Origin of the sequence: Alcaligenes parafaecalis (assembly GCF_026344135.1) — a bacterium.
In the GTDB taxonomy this organism is placed as follows: Bacteria; Pseudomonadota; Gammaproteobacteria; order Burkholderiales; family Burkholderiaceae_B; genus Alcaligenes; species Alcaligenes parafaecalis.
Genome location: NZ_JAPKNA010000006.1, coordinates 83,828 through 99,297, shown reverse-complemented (window position 1 = coordinate 99,297; position 15,470 = coordinate 83,828). Strand labels below are relative to the sequence as shown.

16 protein-coding genes are annotated in these 15,470 nt (G+C 55.8%); 10 read left to right on the top strand and 6 right to left on the bottom strand.

Annotation, left to right across the window (positions count from 1 at the left end):
- The first annotated feature begins 17 nt into the window (after nucleotides 1–17).
- The gene (locus tag OSH09_RS16725; RefSeq protein ID WP_207875453.1) at nucleotides 18–1,421 is read left to right on the top strand and encodes a sigma 54-interacting transcriptional regulator; all 1,404 of its coding nucleotides are present in this window, start codon (nucleotides 18–20) and stop codon (nucleotides 1,419–1,421) included.
- Between the two features lie 60 nt (nucleotides 1,422–1,481).
- The gene (locus tag OSH09_RS16720) at nucleotides 1,482–2,195 is read left to right on the top strand and encodes a DUF2968 domain-containing protein (protein WP_207875452.1); all 714 of its coding nucleotides are present in this window, start codon (nucleotides 1,482–1,484) and stop codon (nucleotides 2,193–2,195) included.
- Nucleotides 2,196–2,288: 93 nt separating this feature from the next.
- Here the strand turns inward: OSH09_RS16720 and OSH09_RS16715 are convergent, their stop codons facing one another.
- From OSH09_RS16715 to OSH09_RS16705, 3 genes are read right to left on the bottom strand one after another with little or no spacing between them, the layout of a single operon-like run.
- Nucleotides 2,289–3,461 carry a vWA domain-containing protein gene (locus tag OSH09_RS16715; protein ID WP_266121609.1) on the bottom strand — a complete coding sequence of 391 codons (1,173 nt, stop codon included), beginning with the start codon at nucleotides 3,459–3,461 and terminating at the stop codon, nucleotides 2,289–2,291.
- Nucleotides 3,451–4,071: a GNAT family N-acetyltransferase gene (locus OSH09_RS16710; RefSeq protein ID WP_266121608.1), complete on the bottom strand. Its 621-nt coding sequence runs from the start codon at nucleotides 4,069–4,071 to the stop codon at nucleotides 3,451–3,453. The genes OSH09_RS16715 and OSH09_RS16710 overlap by 11 nt, the downstream gene beginning before the upstream one ends.
- Before the next feature lies 1 nt (nucleotide 4,072).
- Nucleotides 4,073–4,930, bottom strand: a complete 858-nt coding sequence (locus OSH09_RS16705) for an AAA family ATPase (RefSeq protein WP_207875449.1) — start codon at nucleotides 4,928–4,930, stop codon at nucleotides 4,073–4,075.
- A 220-nt stretch (nucleotides 4,931–5,150) separates the two neighbouring features.
- Between OSH09_RS16705 and OSH09_RS16700 the strand changes: the two genes are divergently transcribed.
- Both OSH09_RS16700 and OSH09_RS16695 read left to right on the top strand, forming a co-directional pair.
- The gene (locus OSH09_RS16700) at nucleotides 5,151–5,504 is read left to right on the top strand and encodes a c-type cytochrome (RefSeq protein WP_376912135.1); all 354 of its coding nucleotides are present in this window, start codon (nucleotides 5,151–5,153) and stop codon (nucleotides 5,502–5,504) included.
- A gap of 16 nt (nucleotides 5,505–5,520) precedes the next feature.
- Nucleotides 5,521–5,889, top strand: coding sequence for a c-type cytochrome (locus tag OSH09_RS16695; RefSeq protein ID WP_266121607.1), 369 nt, complete (start codon nucleotides 5,521–5,523; stop codon nucleotides 5,887–5,889).
- A 14-nt stretch (nucleotides 5,890–5,903) separates the two neighbouring features.
- Here OSH09_RS16695 and OSH09_RS16690 read toward each other — a convergent pair whose 3' ends face one another.
- The gene (locus OSH09_RS16690) at nucleotides 5,904–6,332 is read right to left on the bottom strand and encodes a DUF1841 family protein (RefSeq protein WP_222666881.1); all 429 of its coding nucleotides are present in this window, start codon (nucleotides 6,330–6,332) and stop codon (nucleotides 5,904–5,906) included.
- 266 nt (nucleotides 6,333–6,598) lie between these two features.
- Between OSH09_RS16690 and icd the strand changes: the two genes are divergently transcribed.
- From icd to OSH09_RS16675, 3 genes are all read left to right on the top strand, one after another.
- Nucleotides 6,599–7,855 carry an NADP-dependent isocitrate dehydrogenase gene (gene icd, locus OSH09_RS16685; RefSeq protein ID WP_153230705.1) on the top strand — a complete coding sequence of 419 codons (1,257 nt, stop codon included), beginning with the start codon at nucleotides 6,599–6,601 and terminating at the stop codon, nucleotides 7,853–7,855.
- Nucleotides 7,856–8,164: 309 nt separating this feature from the next.
- Nucleotides 8,165–9,400 carry an acyl-CoA dehydrogenase family protein gene (locus OSH09_RS16680; protein WP_266121606.1) on the top strand — a complete coding sequence of 412 codons (1,236 nt, stop codon included), beginning with the start codon at nucleotides 8,165–8,167 and terminating at the stop codon, nucleotides 9,398–9,400.
- 3 nt (nucleotides 9,401–9,403) lie between these two features.
- Entirely contained in the window at nucleotides 9,404–10,738 is a 1,335-nt protein-coding gene (locus tag OSH09_RS16675; protein ID WP_266121605.1) for a carboxylesterase family protein, read from the top strand.
- Nucleotides 10,739–10,752: 14 nt separating this feature from the next.
- On the opposite strand, the gene OSH09_RS16670 is transcribed toward OSH09_RS16675, so the two are convergent.
- Nucleotides 10,753–11,649 (bottom strand): PaaX family transcriptional regulator, encoded by an 897-nt coding sequence (locus OSH09_RS16670; protein WP_207875444.1) that lies wholly within the window; start codon nucleotides 11,647–11,649, stop codon nucleotides 10,753–10,755.
- Between the two features lie 147 nt (nucleotides 11,650–11,796).
- On the bottom strand, nucleotides 11,797–12,102 hold the full coding sequence (locus tag OSH09_RS16665) for a Dabb family protein (RefSeq protein WP_266121604.1): 306 nt from the start codon (nucleotides 12,100–12,102) through the stop codon (nucleotides 11,797–11,799).
- A 316-nt stretch (nucleotides 12,103–12,418) separates the two neighbouring features.
- On the opposite strand from OSH09_RS16665, the gene OSH09_RS16660 reads away from it, so the two are divergent.
- The 3 genes from OSH09_RS16660 (at nucleotide 12,419) to OSH09_RS16650 (ending at nucleotide 15,430) form a co-directional block, all read left to right on the top strand.
- The gene (locus tag OSH09_RS16660) at nucleotides 12,419–12,916 is read left to right on the top strand and encodes a flavin reductase family protein (protein WP_207875442.1); all 498 of its coding nucleotides are present in this window, start codon (nucleotides 12,419–12,421) and stop codon (nucleotides 12,914–12,916) included.
- 63 nt (nucleotides 12,917–12,979) lie between these two features.
- Nucleotides 12,980–14,311: an MFS transporter gene (locus tag OSH09_RS16655; protein WP_222666885.1), complete on the top strand. Its 1,332-nt coding sequence runs from the start codon at nucleotides 12,980–12,982 to the stop codon at nucleotides 14,309–14,311.
- Between the two features lie 72 nt (nucleotides 14,312–14,383).
- The gene (locus OSH09_RS16650) at nucleotides 14,384–15,430 is read left to right on the top strand and encodes a M29 family metallopeptidase (protein ID WP_207875441.1); all 1,047 of its coding nucleotides are present in this window, start codon (nucleotides 14,384–14,386) and stop codon (nucleotides 15,428–15,430) included.
- Nucleotides 15,431–15,470: the final 40 nt, after the last annotated feature.

Here is a 15,470-nt window from a genome sequence, read left to right as displayed (position 1 = left end):
GGGAGGCGAACACAGCAATGAGCGTCAGCTTTATGGGTAATGAACCTGTTTTATACGTCTGGGAGGGTAGCTCCGATCTCGTGGTGCGCGCCGAGCGCGCCTTGGAACCCAGTTCGGTAGCGGTCATGCGTGTAGAGCCTGCATTGGTCCTGGATGCGGAGCGTCATCCCACGCGCCATGCTGTCGCACTGGTGTCCGTCAGCGTGATGGCGCAAGGGCGCTTTGAGCAGCATCAGTGGCTGGTGGAACATGCTATTCCGGTGATTTGGGTGGCCTCGGAAGACAGAGGCTATGACCCGCGTTTTTACCCTTCAGCCTATTCCTATACCTTGCCCTTGTCCTTCAGTCAGGCCGAGCTGCGTACGCTGGTTGCCAAGCTGGCCGGATTGACGGCTCAGGTCGAGCGTGAAGGGCAGGGCGGACCGCAACCCTTAGTGGCTGTATCACCTGTGATGCGTGCTTTGATAGCAGAGGCCGATATGTACGCTGACAGCGGTGCCAGCGTCCTGATTCATGGTGAAACCGGGGTGGGCAAAGAGCGTATCGCCCAATTGCTGCATGAGCGCTCTGCCCGTGCCCAGGGCCCTTTTGTTCCCGTGAACTGCGGAGCGGTTCCTGAAGGCCTGTTCGAGGCGCATTTCTTTGGTCACGCCAAAGGTGCTTTTACCGGCGCGATTGGTGCCCATAAAGGCTATTTTGAGCAGGCGGATCAAGGTACGTTATTTCTGGATGAAATCGGGGACTTGCCTTTGCATCAACAGGTGAAACTGTTGCGCGTGCTGGAGCAACGTGCAGTGACGCGCCTGGGGTCCACACAGCAAATTCCGGTTGATTTTCGTATGGTGGCGGCCACCAATAAGAACCTCTTGGGTCTGGTGCAGCAAGGCCTGTTCCGGGCAGACCTGTATTACCGTTTGGCCGTGGTGGAGCTGCTGATTCCCAATCTGGAGCAGCGCGGCTCCCAGGAAAAGATCGCTATTTTCTGCGCCTTGCTGGAACAGGCGCTGGAGTGCGACGTTGAAGATATTCCGCAATGGGTGCTGGATGCCGTAGGCAGCATGCGCTTTAACGGTAATGTGCGTGAACTGGCCAATCTGGTTGAACGCGTCGCCGTCATGAGCAAGCAATTTGGTGCCTGGGAATCGGTGCAGTTGCGACAAGTGCTGGAGCGTTTCAACGCCCCTGTCATGGCTCCTGTCATGGCCTTGCCTGAAGGGGCGCCTATCCTGGAGCGGCCCGAGCCGGTGATCAGCCTGAATGCACAGGAGCAAGAGGAACGTGCCCGCATCATTACCGTACTGGATACCCAGAACTGGCGACGGCAGGATACGGCGGCTGTATTAGGGATATCTCGTAAAGTCTTGTGGGAAAAGATGCGCAAATTCAACATAAAGGCACAAGATGCGACAAGCCGCGTTTAGAATACGGGCTGATTCTGTGTATCAAGCTAATCACAAAAAATTGATTATCAAGGGATGGGTATGGTGAACCTTAGTCAGAAGACGGCGGTGTTGCTGTCCTTGGGAGGACTTCTTTTATTGTCAGCGTGCAGCTCGGTGTCCTTGAACCAGGAACCAGAGCGACCCGTCGTGGCGCAAACCCAGGAGCAAGATGTCGAAGAAGTGGCCCCTGTTGCCGCTCCGGCTGCTGCCCCTGCGCCCGCAGCCGCCCCGGCCTACCAGAACACGACTGTAGCCCAGTTGCAGCAGTTGATTCAGGCCCGTGCCGTCCAGGAACTGCGGACTGCTTATAACGGCCGTTTTGGTGCCAGCTTGCTGTTCGCGGCCGATAGCATGACTTACTACGTCGCCTTGTTCCAGCAGCGCGAATTCTGGCGCGTCTTCAAGACTACCGATGAGTCCCTGGCCGAGCGCATGTACACCCAGTACCGTCAGGACACCGTGGACTACGCCGCTGCTGATCTGGAGCGCATCAAGCTGCAGGCGGAAGTGGCGAAAGCCGAAAAGCAATTGAATGAAAGCGCCGATCAGTTGACCGTTTTGCAAAATGATCTGGCTTTGCAACGTCAGCAAGAGGCCTTGGCTATCGCCCAGCGTGAAGAGTCCCGCCGCGAAGCCTATGCACTGGCAGAGCAGGAACGCGAAGCCCGCGAGCAGTTGCGAGAGTTGCAGCGTCAGATCAAGGATCTGGAGCAGCAACGTGCCGGTATGTTGCAGAGGCAGAAAGGACGCTGATCGCCATCAGGCAATCAATCAAAACCCGCATGGTCTGAGGAGCATGCGGGTTTTTTTATGGCTGAGGTGTGCTGACGTTGGCTTGGCGTTGTTCTACCGCGACAAGTACCGCATCGCCTCTTCCAGCCCTGCGCTGGTAACGGGGTACATATGGTCGGACATCAGGTTCTGAATGATGGCGATGGATTGGCGGTAGGGCCAGTAAGCCTGTGGCTCGGGGTTGAGCCAGGCAATACGGGGCCAGTGGTCGTTCAGCCTTTGCAGCCAGGCTGCGCCGGTTTCCTTGTTGTAGTGCTCAACAGAGCCACCTGGAGCCATGATCTCGTAAGGGCTCATGGTGGCGTCACCCACGATAATGATGCGCCAGTCCTCGTTGTACTTGCGCAGCAAATCCCAGGTTTCCAGTCTTTCGCTTTGGCGGCGTGAATTGTTCCGCCATACCGATTCATACACGCAGTTATGGAAGTAGTAAGCCTCCAGGTGTTTGAATTCGGACCGCGCGGCCGAGAACAGGGCTTCCACCTGGGCAATGTGGTCATCCATGCTGCCGCCTATATCCAGCAGCATCAGCACATTCACGCGGTTTTGTCGCTCGGCCTGCATTTGCAGATCCAGCATGCCCGCGTTGCGAGCTGTCTCGCGTATGGTGCTGTCCAGATCCAGCTCGGTGGGGGCGCCTTGGCGGGCAAAGCGGCGCAGGCGTCGCAAAGCCATCTTGAAGTTGCGTGTGCCCAGTTCTTGCTGGTCGTCGTAGTCCACGAACTCGCGCTTTTCCCAGACTTTGATGGCGGTGCGATTTCTAGCAGAAGGGCCGCCGATACGGATACCTTCGGGGTGATAGCCACCGTGCCCAAAAGGTGAAGAGCCGCCCGTGCCAATCCATTTGCTGCCGCCAGCATGACGTCCCTGCTGTTCTTTCAGACGCTCTTTGAACATCTCCAGCAGCTTGTTCAGACCATGCTTTTCCAGCGCGGCTTTTTGTTCCGGGGTCAGGTTACGCGTCAGAGTTTTGCGCAGCCAGTCCTCAGGCAAGGTTTTATCCTTGGCCAGGGCTTCAAGTTGTGGCTGATAGAACTCGCCAAAGGCCAGATCAAAGCGGTCGTAAAGCGTTTCGTCCTTGATCAGTACCAGTCTGGACAGATGATAGAAGTCGTCCAGCGTGGGCGGCATGATGCCTTTGCACAGGGCGTCCAGCAGCGTCAGGTGTTCCTGAATGGAAACCGGCAGGCCGCGTTCGCGCAGGTGGTAGAAGAAATCAAGCAACATGGCTGTGCTGCCTTAGTTTGTCCAGCAAGTGGGCGCGGGTATCGGGCCACTCGCCTGCCATCAAGCTGTAGAACATGGTGTCGCGTATGGTGCCGTCCCGGCGGATGGCGTGGTGGCGAATCCGGCCATCAAAACGTGCTCCCAGGCGGGTGATCGCTTGTTGGGATTTGAAGTTCAGATGGTCAGTGCGCCAGCCTACGACTCCGGCTCCCAAGGTCTCGAACGCATGTTGCAGCAGGAGCAGTTTGGCCGCGGTATTGACGTGGCTGCGCTGGGCGCTGCGGGCGTACCAGGTGTAGCCGATTTCCAGCCGGGCCACTGGCGCAATAATGTCGTGATAGCGCGTGGTGCCGACAGCCCGACCTGTTGTCAGGTCACGCACCAGAAAGGGCAGCATATGGCCTTGATCCAGACCGTCCAGCGCCTTTTGTAGATAGTCCTGGGCCTGGCCCGGAGCGGGTACGCTGGTCACGCGTACATTCCAAAGCTCGCCATCGGCTGCAGCCGCTTCCAGCAACTCCACATGCGCCAGTTGCAAAGGCTCCAGACGCACTCCCCATCCTTCCAGCGTCACGGGAGCCAGTGGCTGAGAGAAAGTGTTTGTTTGCATATCAGCTCCGACGCTGGCTGCGTTGGCTCATGGCGGCCAGACGCTGCATCAAGGACAAGTCCTGTTCGTTTTTCAGCAGGGCACCGGCCATGGGGGGCAGGCCTTCGTCCAGTTCGTGCAGCGCATCGGCAGGAATGTCGTTGGCCAGCAGCAGACGCAGCCAGTCCAGAAATTCCGAGGTGGAGGGTTTCTTTTTCAGGCCAGGGACATCGCGCAGGGCAAAGAAGGTGTCCAGAGCGCTGGACAGAATATCGCTGCGCAGATTGGGGTAGTGCACGGCCACAATCTGTTCCATGGTCTCGCGCTCGGGGAAGCGAATGTAATGGAAGAAACAGCGGCGCAAGAAGGCGTCGGGCAGATCTTTTTCGTTATTGGACGTAATGATGATCAAGGGGCGATGACGCGCGGTAACAGTCTGACGAGTCTCGTACACATGAAACTCCATGCGGTCCAGCTCTTGTAGCAGGTCATTGGGGAATTCGATATCAGCCTTGTCGATTTCGTCGATCAGCACCACGGTGGGTTCGTCGGACTCGAAGGCTTGCCACAGGGTGCCTTGAACAATGTAGTTGCCAATATCGCGGACTTTTTCATCGCCCAACTGGGAATCGCGCAGACGCGAGACAGCGTCATATTCATACAGGCCCTGGTGCGCTTTAGTGGTGGACTTGATGTGCCATTGCAGCAGGGGGCGGCCCAGTGCGCGGGCCACTTCTATCGCCAGCAAGGTTTTACCGGTACCGGGCTCACCTTTGATCAACAAAGGGCGTTGCAGTGTCAGGGCGGCGTTGACAGCCAGCTTCAAATCATCAGTGGCAACGTATTGATCGGTGCCTTCAAAACGGGTCGCAGTAGTCATAAGTCGGCTCAAACTTGTACTTAAAATGTTGATCTGTCAAGAATAGAAACTCGGGTATAAATACTAGTATCAGTCATCCTTGGCAATTATCATACAATCGACTCAGTACTCGTCGGTCAGCATCACAGAGCCAGGTATCGCGTTGATTCCCCCTTTGCTGCAATAGACGCAGAGCCTGACCCGGACCGTTTTCAACTCCACGACAAAGCGAATAGCGATGATGAAGTTGCAAATGAAGCGGTATGTCTCTTTCTTTCTTCTGGCCTCAAGCTCCTGTCTACTGTCAGCAGCTCAGGCGCAGGATTCCGAGCCAATCAAGGCCAATCCCGAGGCGGCGCGCGACAAGGTCTCCATGTGTATAGGCTGTCATGGCTTGCCCGGTTACAAGGCAAGCTTTCCAGAGGTCTATCACGTCCCCATGATTGCCGGGCAAGGGGCCGCTTATATTGAAGCGGCGCTTAAGGAATATGCCAGCGGCGCCCGAACCTTCCCCACCATGCAAGCCATTGCGCTGAGCCTGTCTGAACAGGACATGGCGGATATTGCCGCGTATTACGCGGGCAGCAAACCTTAAGGACGGGGAGGCACCTATGAAAAAAGCAGTATTGCTGATGGCAATGGGGCTGGTGGCCAGCGTGGCAACGCAGGCGATGGCCGCAGAAGATCTGGCCAAAATCGGCGCAGAAGCCTGGAAGAATCTGAATTGCGCATCCTGTCATGGCGAGGATGCCAAAACGCCGCTTAATCCTGAATACCCCATTCTGGCAGGCCAGCATGCAGATTATCTGCGGCAGGCCTTGATGGCGTATCAGCGTGGTCAGGCGGGAGCGCCCGCCACGGCCAATATCCGTAAAAATGCGGTGATGGGGGCGATGGCCAACACCATGAGTCAGGCCGATATTGACAGTATTTCTGTCTGGCTGTCGCGCCAGCCCGGGCCCTTGAGCAACAGAAAATAAGGCCGTGCGCGGCCTTAGTCACGCGTGCTGTGGCGCAAAATCAATTCGATATAACGCTCGTTGTTCAGCGGTGTGCCCAGACGCTGCGCCTCCCAGATCACCTCGCCCAGCGCTTCCATGATGATGTGCGCGGCGGCGTGTGGCTCGTGTCTGGCCAATAGGCGCTGATAGGCACCCTTGATACCCGGTGGCTGGTCAATGGACAACTGTTCATTGATGGCCAGATGCATGGACAAATGCAAAAAGGGATTGCTGCGCCCTTGCTCAACCGAGTAGTCCTGGTTGACGGCGTCGGTGTTGCGCAGGTCTTCGTGGTATTCGGGGTGCTGTTGCACCAGATCCACCGCCATGGTTTCCAGGGCGGTCAGCAGGTGACCACTTTGGTGCTTGTCCCAAGCTTCAATGAAAAATTGGCGAACCTGCTCGCGAGAGGGGTTGAACATGGTGGAGTCGAGAAAAAATAGTCAGAAAATGCGAATCTACGGCACGCATTTTACGCTGGTCTGTGGGGGCGGGAGGCTGATGCAAGCCACAATCAGGGCCGTGTAGAATGGATAAGTTGTCAAGAATGCAAGGATTTTTGGCAAGCTTTGAGTTTACAGGTGCCTGAATACGCGCGAATTAAGTTAAACTCTTATATAAGACTTCGGAAACGCAAAAGCGTTCCGTGTTTAGCTATCCCTAATATTGGAGCACAACTGGAGCATCCATGTCCTATCAGCATATCAAGATCCCCGCGTCGGGGCAGAAAATTACAGTTAACGCGGATTTTTCCCTGAATGTTCCCGATCAACCCATTATTCCTTACATCGAGGGTGATGGTACGGGCGTGGATATTTCGCCAGTCATGATCAAAGTGGTCGACGCTGCTGTTGCCAAAGCTTACGCTGGCAAGCGCAAGATCGAATGGATGGAAGTGTTCGCCGGTGAAAAATCCACCAAGGTGTACGGTTCCGACGTGTGGCTGCCAGAAGAAACTCTGGATGCCGTTAAAGACTACGTCGTATCCATCAAAGGCCCTCTGACGACTCCCGTTGGCGGTGGCATCCGTTCCCTGAACGTGGCCCTGCGTCAGCAACTGGACCTGTACGTCTGCCTGCGCCCAGTGCGCTACTTCAAAGGTGTTCCTTCGCCTGTGCGTGAGCCAGAAAAGACCGAAATGGTCATTTTCCGCGAGAACTCCGAAGACATTTACGCTGGTATCGAATTTGCTGCTGAGTCCGAAAGCGCCAAGAAGCTGATCGACTTCCTGCAAAACACCCTGGGCGTGAACAAGATCCGCTTTCCCAATACCTCCGGTATCGGTGTCAAGCCTGTGTCCCGCGAAGGTACCGAGCGCCTGGTTCGCAAGGCCATCCAGTACGCCATCGACAACGATCGCTCTTCCGTGACCATCGTGCACAAGGGCAACATCATGAAGTTCACCGAAGGTGGCTTCCGTGATTGGGCTTACGAACTGGCTCAAAAAGAATTCGGCGCTGAATTGATTGACGGCGGCCCATGGTGCAAATTCAAGAATCCCAAGACTGGTCGCGAGATCATCGTCAAGGATTCGATTGCTGACGCCTTCTTGCAACAGATCCTGCTGCGTCCTGCCGAGTACGACGTTATCGCCACACTGAACCTGAACGGCGACTACATCTCCGACGCTCTGGCTGCTCAAGTGGGTGGTATTGGTATCGCCCCCGGCGCCAACCTGTCCGACTCCGTGGCCATGTTCGAAGCTACCCACGGTACAGCTCCCAAGTACGCTGGCAAAGACTACGTGAACCCAGGTTCGCTGATTCTGTCCGCCGAAATGATGCTGCGTCACATGGGCTGGACCGAAGCTGCTGATCTGATCATCTCCAGCATGGAAAAATCCATCACCTCGCGTAAAGTGACGTATGACTTTGCCCGTCTGATGGAAGGCGCTACTCAAGTGTCCTGCTCCGGCTTTGGCGATGTCATGATCGAAAACATGTAATGAAAACAGGCTGTTAAAGCCGGTTCTCTACATGAGAAACCGCCGACCTTAGGGTCGGCGGTTTTTTTTCGTCTCATGCTTTGGTGGGCTGTTCTGCTCCTGTCTTTTTCTTATGGTTTTACGCTCAAATTATTGTTGATCGTTAGTTTTATGCAATTAAAAATAAGAGGGATGTATGGTTTTTGCTAGGTGAAAACCCGAATAAATCCAATAAAACAAGTGCTTTTTACGGTTTCCATAATTATTGATATTGCGATTAACTGACGATAGCTATAAATTTGCCATATCAAATAATTCTAAGGAGCAGTTATGACTATCACAGGAGCTACATTGGTCGCCGAGCGCGAGCGGGTCACCGTTACCCAGGCACCATCCCGTCAGGAGACCGAGGGGATTCTGGAGCGTATCCACGAAATCGGCCCGCTACTACGTGAGCTGGCCCCTCAGGCTGACCGTAATCGCATGTTGTCGGATGAGGCGGTTCAGGCTTTGGAAACCACCGGGGCCTGGCGTATTTCGACCTTGAAGCGCTACGGCGGTTACGAGGGTGGGGCGGATATGCTCTTGCAGTGCGCCAGCGCTGTGGGCTATTACGATCCGGCGGCCGCCTGGTGTGTGGTGATCTCGAATGGCTCGGTCATGCTGGCCAACCGCTTTAGCGATGCGATGCTGGATGAGGTGTTTGCAGATGGCCCTATCCGTGCCGCGTCCATTTTTGCCCAGCCGCAAGGCACGGCAACGCCGGATGGCGATGGCTGGCGCATTACGGGCAAGTGGCCTTTTGCCTCGAACAGCAATCACTCGGACTGGGCGCTGGGGATTTTGTTCATCAAGGAAAGCGAGCTGGTCGAGCCTACCGTAGGCTTTGTGCTGATGCGTCGTGATGAGTTTGAAATTCAGGACACCTGGTACACCATCGGCATGCGCGGTTCGGGCTCCAACACTATGGTGGCTGAAAACCTGTGGGTGCCCAAAGAGCGCCTGATCACGTTTCAGCAGTTGATGGGGGATGTGCAGGAGCAGGATCCCTTGGCCACATTTGGTCGTCGTTTGACGCCACACCTGACCATGTCTACATGTATTCAGGCTCCCTCTTTGGGTGCAGCTCAAGCCGCCGTGGATTTCACCAGTGGCGTCAGTGGCAAGCGCGGCATTACTTATACCCATTACAAGAAACAGTCGGATTCGGGAGCGTTTGTGCAGAACCTGGGCACGGCCAGTATCCAGATTGATGGTGCCCGTTTACTGCTGGAGCGCGCTGCTGCACAGGTTGATGCTACTGCCTCTGGCACAGTGCCCATGCCCTTGGAGTTGCGCGCCCGCCATCGCGCCGGGATCGGTCATGCTGGACACGAACTGGTGGATGCGGTGAACAATCTGTGCTGGTTGCATGGCACGGCCTCCTTCGCGGAAAACAGTCTGCTGGGCCGTATGTGGCGGGACATTAATACAGGTACTCGCCATGCCTCGATTACCGCGCCTATGGGGTATGAGTTGCACGGTAATGGCATGACTGGCACACCTTATATTTCCAACAAGCTCTAAGCCATGACGGCGACATTGCTGATCAATGCTCCCTCGCGTCGTTGTCGTGCCGATGGCGTAGAGGTGCAGGCTTGGTATGGCCTGCGTTACGCCCAAGGCACGCGTCGTTTTGAAGTGGCGCAGACGGCGACGGGGCGGGTGGCAGCGGCATCACTGGATCAGGTGCCTTTATTTCCGCAGCGCCCCAGCCGCCTTGCTGCGGTCATGGGCGCAGGCAGTGCCAATCCGCAATCTGAAGACGCGTATTTTTTGAATGTGTGGGCACCCGCCCAAGCGCAAGGTCTGCCCGTGCTGTTCTTTATCCACGGCGGTGCTTGGGTGAGTGGGGGCGCTTCTTTGGATTGGTATGACGGCACTCGCCTGGCAGCGCAGGGCATGGTGGTGGTCAATGTGAATTACCGTCTGGGTGCCTTGGGGCACTTGGGTGATGCACAAGCGGACGACTTGCCTTTGCCTGCAGCAGACCTGCTCCTGGCGCTGCAATGGGTGAAGGATCGTATTCATGCTTTTGGAGGCGACCCGGACAAGATTACCTTGATGGGGCAATCGGCAGGTGGTTGGTATGCGCATTTGCTCAGCGTGCTGGAGTCCACACGAGGCTGGGTTGATCGTGTGGCTTTACTCAGCATGGGAACACGCACGCCGTGGTCGCCCGAGCAGCAAAGAAAAACCACGGAACGCGTGCGACATAGCCTGGGTGATCAATGGCTGACGGCGGATGTCGATACCTTGATGCAGCACGGCATGATGGCCCTGGACAAAGAGCCGCCACGTTTGGCTCATGCTCCTTCGGCATTCTTGCCGGTGGCCAGTGCCGGGATGCCACCGGATTTATTGAATCCTGACTGGGCGGCGCAAGCCTGTCATGCACAGGCGGTGTATTTGCGCTGTACTGCCCAAGAGTCCTCGGTGTTCTTTTTTGATGTGCCTTTTCACCGGCAGGCGACGCAAGAGCAGGTGGATCAGGCTTTGGGTGTATGGCCTGTGGAAGATTTGCCCGCCAGTCTGCTGCGAAATGGGGTGTATCAGGGAGCAGAGTCGGGTCTGACGCCGTATCAGCAAGTTGTGGCAGCCTCGTCCTGGTTGCAGTTTCAGCGTTTTCCTACGCAGTATGCGGCCAGCCTGAGGGCAGCGGGGCGCTCTGTGGTTTGGAATGATTTTACGGAACAAAGCCCGCTTGATGCGGTGTTCAGCGGGCATTGTTTTGATTTGCCGTTCCAGTTTGGCAACTTCCAGGCCTGGCAGGATGCGCCCATGATGCAGGGGGTGACGCAGGAGCAGTTTGAGCGTGTCGCCCAGAAATTGATGGGCGACATCGCTCGCTTTGCAGGGGCGTAACGAAAGGAGCGGGCTTATTCCGTGCCGCGGGCCTTCCAGTTTGGAATGGCCTGCTGCACGTGTTGCGCGCACAAAGGGCTAAGCAGTCTATGCAAATCACCAAACAATTTGCGGGCGGTATTGCCAACCCAGTTGTCTGGCAATAGTTCAGGTGCCAGGCCAGGATCCAGAAAGGGCAGTCGGCGCCAGCGTGTCACCATGGGCATATAGAGTCGGAAGGCTTCCAGAGGGTCGCCCGTGCCCTGGCGCAAAGCGGTTTGCCAGACTTCAACCTCGTGCTGATACGAGTTCAGGAAGGACTGGTACTCATTGGCCAGCTTGTCCCAATTCCACCAGCGGGAAATCTTTTCCTGAATATCGCTCAGGCCACTGGGTTCGCAGGTGAAGAGCTCGATGTAGGGCCAAAGCTGGTGCTCGCGTATATATTCGACAGCTTCTGCCTGCAAGCGCGCCGGGCCTATATACAGGCCCGCATTCACCGTACCAAAACCCATGCGGGCCAAGCCGGTACGAATCTTGTGACGGTTCTGGCGCTCGCTTTCAGGAACGGAGAAAGATACCAGCAGCCAGGGGTCGCGAATGTTCATGGAGGGCGAAGAAAAAATCCGCTCGTCCCCGGCTTGCATATGCGGTTCCAGCTCATCAGCCAAGGCATAGCCTTTGCCTGATGCTGCTTGCTGGCTGACCAGCACGCCTTTTTTCTTCAATCGGGAAATGGCGGATCGGACACTGGATGGCTCTGCGCCCAGATCAGCCAGTAGTTGCACTACGCTGGCGACGGGGATGATGACACCCGTGGGACGGGCGAACAGGCCGTAGAGCGTCAGAATGTAGTGGTGCGGGGCAAGTTGCTCGTGCTCGCCATGGTCTCGGCTGGCGATGAACTCATCAATCGCGACGCTTGCTTTCATTCTGTTTTCCGGTGGAGGGGCTGATCGCTACCCATTTTTGATAGTAGGTTTGTAGCGGGCCATTTTACCGTGCGTGCCCCGGCGGCGCTAGCGTGGCCGCATTCGAGGCTTGTTACGTCTTGTACGACAGGACTGCGGCATGGCCTTTCAGGGCAGGTTTTCCTCCAGCACGCTGTCCAACACCACGATGTCCTGAATATGTGGGGCGATGGCATCCAGCATGGCCTGATGAGCATCGCTCTCTCTGTAAGCATCCAGAGCTTCCTGAGTGCGGAATACAGACAGCAGGGCATGGCTGTAGCGCGCAGAGCTGCGCGACAAATTCGGCACCCACTCAAAGCGCTCTATGCCTGGACACTCCTGGCGTATGCGGATAAAGGCGTGATCCAGCTTGAGTGCCAGCTCCGGGCTGGCAGGGGCGTGGGGTGCCATCAAAACGATATGTAGATACATGCTGTCCTTCTCGTTGGGGATAGGTCTTGTTGTCATGGTTCGGGCTTTTGTTGATTTGATATTTTATTGCAAATAAATAATGACAGAACTGAATACGCAATAAATTTTAGATAAATTGTATAGGCCTATAGCTTTTAAAACGACGGATTTTCATAGGGTTAACACCTAAAATTAGCAGATATTAGTATTGATTGCTGATTTTCTTATTGCAAATAAATGACGATCGAAACAAAATTGAGGCCAAGCGAGCGGGGTGAAATCAGGCTCGCCTCATTGTTGGGTTTTGAATTTTTAACGTCCGAGCAGAGGCATCGTCATGAAAGAAAACAGTATTGGGTTGGGAGCCAGGGCGGTACGCGAAGCCTTCGGACACTTTCCATCAGGGGTGGCTGCTATTGCGGCGGTGCTCGATGGCAAGCCGCAAGTCATTGTTGCGTCCAGTTTTTCCGTAGGGGTGTCGCTGGATCCACCCTTGGCCGCCTTTTTTGTGCAGAAAAGTTCCTCGACCTGGGCGTTGCTGTCACGCGCCTCGCGTCTGGGGGTGTCTATTTTGAGTGCTGAACATGCGGCCATTTGCCGCCAGTTGGCTGGGCCTGACAAGGACAGCCGCTTTAGCGATATCGAGGTCGAGTTGACCGAGGAGGGCGCCGTCCATCTACAAGGGGCATCTGTCTGGTTCGATTGCAGCGTGTTTCAGGTGCATCCAGCCGGGGACCATGATGCCGTGCAGTTGCTTATTCACGATGTGCAGATCGAACGCGAAATCTCGCCATTGATCTTTCATCGTTCTCGTTTCACGCAGTTGGTGGCCTAGGCCGCCGGATCAAAAACAAAAAACAAAACGTAATAAATAAAACCACAGTGAAGGGGACATCTCTTGGACGCACATACATCATCTTTGCGCGAGCAGCCCATGACTGCTGCGCAGCGTCGACGCGTTATTTTGGGGGTTGGGGCGGGTAACGCCCTGGAGTGGTACGACTGGACGGCGTATTCGATTTTTGCCGCCTATTTTGCCAAGCAGTTTTTTCATAGTGAGGACCCGCTGGCAGCCTTGCTGGGCACGCTGGCGGTGTTTGCCGTGGGCTTTTTCATGCGCCCGCTGGGAGGCATCTTTTTTGGCTGGCTGGCGGACCGCAAAGGGCGACGTTTCACCATGACTTTGTCCATGCTGGTGACAGCCCTGGGCAGTCTGGTGATTGGTATTGCACCTACTTATGACATGGTTGGCCCGATTGCCGCTCTGTTCTTGTTGATGGGGCGTTTGCTGCAAGGGATTGGTCACGGCGGGGAGGTGGTTTCTTCCTTTACCTATGTCACCGAAATGGCGCCCGCTCACAAGCGTGGGCTGTGGTCCTCATCCGTTTTTGTCTTTGTCACGATAGGGGTGCTGGCCGCCGTTCTGCTCAGTGCCTGCCTGACCAGCATGCTGGGCGAGGATGTAGTCCGGGCCTGGGCCTGGCGAGTTCCTTTTGTCCTGGGTGGTGCCTTGGGGGTATATGCGCTGTATCTGCGCAGAAAGCTGGATGAAACCCCCATGTTCAAAGCCCGTCAGGCTGCAGCGAAAGCGTCGGGCAAAACGGCACGTCCTGGTGCGCGCGTGTTCTGGGCCGAGGTCTGGAAATACCGTAGTGCTTGCTTGCGGGTTTTTGCCTTATCAGCAGGCGGCACGGTGTTGTATTACGTGTGGGCAATTATGGCCCCTACCTTTGCCATTACTTCTCTGGGCATGCCTGCCGCCAAGGTTATGTGGGTGGGGGTGGGAGCCAATCTGTTCCTGATCTTGTGCCTGATTTTCTGGGGAGCGTTTTCAGATCGTTTTGGACGCAAGGCGAACTGGTACTTTTTTTCCATCGGCTCAATCATCAGCATTATTCCGCTGACGATGGTGCTGACAGGCGGCCAAGGCGAGATCTGGCGTCTGGTGGTGTTCATGGCAGGCGGCATGCTCTTGATCTCGGCACCCACCGCCATCATGCCCGCCTTTTTCCCCGAGCAGTTTCCGACCCGTATTCGTGCGGTCGCCATGGGCTTGCCGTATTCGGTCGCCGGGGCTTTGACGGGTGGGACGGCTCCCTATCTGCAAGCTTGGCTGCACTCCATCAATCAAAAGCAGGTCTTTGACTGGTACTTGATTGGTCTGTGTGTCCTGGCTTTGTGGGCCACCATTGCCTCACCCGAGACCAAGGGTAAGGATCTGCACGACTAAGACGATAGATACGGGCGCTGCCTGGCTGGAATAGCCGCGCAGCGCCTTTTTGAGTTTTCAAGGAGTAGTGAGATGTTGCGTGAACATATTGAAGGCAAGTGGATTGCTGACTTTGTAGAGGTGTTTGGACTGTGCAAGGTGCAGCCCGGCGAAATGGCGGTGGTGCTGTCCGAGACGCAATCGCGCTCGGTACTGGCCGAGCTGGCCGAGTTGGCCCTGACGCAAATGGGTGCACGGGTATGCCATGTCAAACTGGTCTCCCCACGTTTGAAAAGCAATATCGCTTTGCGCTCTACCGGGACTTCCCTGGCTCTGGAAGGCATGGACCCGATTGTTCAGGCTTTGGCAGGGAGCCAGTTTATTGTGGACTGCACGGTAGAGGGGCTGCTGCATTCGCCTGAACGTGCGGCACTGCTGGCCAAAGGTGCCCGCATCATGATGATCAGCGACGAACATCCCGAGATTCTGGAGCGGGTCAAACCCAGTCCCTACCTGCAAGGCAAATGCGATATTGGCGGCAAGCTGATTACGGATGCCAGCGTCATGCACATTCATTCCGAGGCCGGTACAGATTTGACGGTCAGCTTGGCGGGTGTGATTGGCCGTGGTAGCGCGGGTATTGCGGATAAACCGGGCAGCTTTGGTTATTGGCCTGCTGGCTTGTGCATTTGCTATCCCAGCAATGGCAGTGTAAATGGCACCTTGGTGCTGGATAGTGGGGATGTGAATCTGACCTTCAAGCGCTATCTGGAATCGGCTGTCACGCTGCGTATCGAAAATGATTACGTTGTAGCCATTGAGGGTAAGGGCGTGGATGCTGATTTGATCCGCTCTTACTATGCAAGCTGGAATGATAAAGATGCTTATGCGGTCAGCCACGTAGGCTGGGGCATGGCACCGGCAGCTCGTTGGGATTCCTTGGCCATGTATGACAAGCGCGATACCAATGGCACAGAACTGCGCGCCTTTGCAGGCAACTTCCTCTTTTCGACCGGTGCGAATCCTGCGGCAGGCCGTTTCTCCGATTGCCACTTTGACTATCCAATGCGCAATTGCACGGTCAGCCTGGATGGCCGGGAAGTGGTCAGCAAAGGTGTATTGCAGGGCGATCTGGCCTGAAACCCCGGCAAGGGCGGCAACAGCGGGGAATGGGCATACA

Coding starts and splice junctions, on each gene's coding strand:
- OSH09_RS16725 (WP_207875453.1), top strand. CDS start 18: ATGAGCGTCAGCTTTATGGGTAATGAACCTGTTTTATACGTCTGGGAG.
- OSH09_RS16720 (WP_207875452.1), top strand. CDS start 1,482: ATGGTGAACCTTAGTCAGAAGACGGCGGTGTTGCTGTCCTTGGGAGGA.
- OSH09_RS16715 (WP_266121609.1), bottom strand. CDS start 3,461: ATGTTGCTTGATTTCTTCTACCACCTGCGCGAACGCGGCCTGCCGGTT.
- OSH09_RS16710 (WP_266121608.1), bottom strand. CDS start 4,071: ATGCAAACAAACACTTTCTCTCAGCCACTGGCTCCCGTGACGCTGGAA.
- OSH09_RS16705 (WP_207875449.1), bottom strand. CDS start 4,930: ATGACTACTGCGACCCGTTTTGAAGGCACCGATCAATACGTTGCCACT.
- OSH09_RS16700 (WP_376912135.1), top strand. CDS start 5,151: ATGAAGTTGCAAATGAAGCGGTATGTCTCTTTCTTTCTTCTGGCCTCA.
- OSH09_RS16695 (WP_266121607.1), top strand. CDS start 5,521: ATGAAAAAAGCAGTATTGCTGATGGCAATGGGGCTGGTGGCCAGCGTG.
- OSH09_RS16690 (WP_222666881.1), bottom strand. CDS start 6,332: ATGTTCAACCCCTCTCGCGAGCAGGTTCGCCAATTTTTCATTGAAGCT.
- icd (WP_153230705.1), top strand. CDS start 6,599: ATGTCCTATCAGCATATCAAGATCCCCGCGTCGGGGCAGAAAATTACA.
- OSH09_RS16680 (WP_266121606.1), top strand. CDS start 8,165: ATGACTATCACAGGAGCTACATTGGTCGCCGAGCGCGAGCGGGTCACC.
- OSH09_RS16675 (WP_266121605.1), top strand. CDS start 9,404: ATGACGGCGACATTGCTGATCAATGCTCCCTCGCGTCGTTGTCGTGCC.
- OSH09_RS16670 (WP_207875444.1), bottom strand. CDS start 11,649: ATGAAAGCAAGCGTCGCGATTGATGAGTTCATCGCCAGCCGAGACCAT.
- OSH09_RS16665 (WP_266121604.1), bottom strand. CDS start 12,102: ATGTATCTACATATCGTTTTGATGGCACCCCACGCCCCTGCCAGCCCG.
- OSH09_RS16660 (WP_207875442.1), top strand. CDS start 12,419: ATGAAAGAAAACAGTATTGGGTTGGGAGCCAGGGCGGTACGCGAAGCC.
- OSH09_RS16650 (WP_207875441.1), top strand. CDS start 14,384: ATGTTGCGTGAACATATTGAAGGCAAGTGGATTGCTGACTTTGTAGAG.